This window comes from Methylobacterium sp. WL103 (assembly GCF_008039885.1).
In the GTDB taxonomy this organism is placed as follows: Bacteria; Pseudomonadota; Alphaproteobacteria; order Rhizobiales; family Beijerinckiaceae; genus Methylobacterium; species Methylobacterium cerastii.
The window spans coordinates 1-907 of the sequence record NZ_VRUX01001031.1 but is presented as its reverse complement, the minus strand read 5'-3'; the positions used below and the strand labels follow the sequence as shown (position 1 = coordinate 907).

Genomic DNA, 907 nt, shown 5'->3' with positions numbered 1-907 from the left:
GCGACCACGACCTTCGGCCGGCTGCGCACGGATTCGAACCGCCTCGCCGGGGCGCTCGCAGCCCACGGCGTCGCGCCCGGCGACCGCGTCGCGGTGCTGCTGCCGCAATCGGCCGCCGTGATGGTGGCGCACGCCGCCGCCTACAAGCTCGGCGCCGTCGCCCTGCCGCTGGCCGGCCTGTTCGGCCCCGAGGCCCTGGCCTACCGGCTGGCCGATGCGGGCGCGCGCGCCTGCATCACCGACGCTGCCGGACTCGCCAAGCTCGACCCGATCCGCGGGCGGCTGCCCGACCTCGCGCTGCTGGTCTCGGTGGACGGCGCCGCGGGCGACGTGCTCAGTCTCGCCGACCTGCTCGCCGGCGCCGCGCCCGACTTCGCGGCCCGCGACACCGGCCCCGACGACCCCGCGCTGATGATCTACACCTCCGGCACCACCGGCCAGGCGAAGGGCGCCCTGCACGGGCACCGGGTGCTGCTCGGCCACATGCCCGGCTTCGACCGGATGCACGCCTTCCCGCCCCGCTCCGGCGACCTGATGTGGACGCCCTCGGACTGGGCCTGGGCCGGCGGCCTGCTCAACGTGCTGATGCCCTCGCTCCGCCACGGCGTGCCGGTGGTGGCGCGGGCCGCCCGCTTCGAGGCCGACGCCGCCTTCCGGCTGATCGAACGCCTGCGGATCACCAACGCCTTCCTGGCGCCGACCGCGCTGCGGATGCTGCGGACGATCGCGGCGCCGCGGGAGCGCTACGACCTCTCGTCCCTGCGCAACGTCGCCTCGGCGGGCGAGGCGCTCGGCGCCGACACCTATCGCTGGGCGAAGGACGCCCTCGGGCTGTCCGTCGGCGAGGCCTACGGGCAGACCGAGTGCAACCTCGTGCTCTCGGCCGCGCCCGCGGAAGGGGTCGGGC

The 907-nt window shown here is 76.4% G+C and carries 1 protein-coding gene; it reads left to right on the top strand.

The window, feature by feature from the left end:
- On the top strand, positions 1–907 hold a 907-nt coding region (locus tag FV222_RS27550), incomplete at both ends, for an AMP-binding protein (RefSeq protein WP_147816311.1).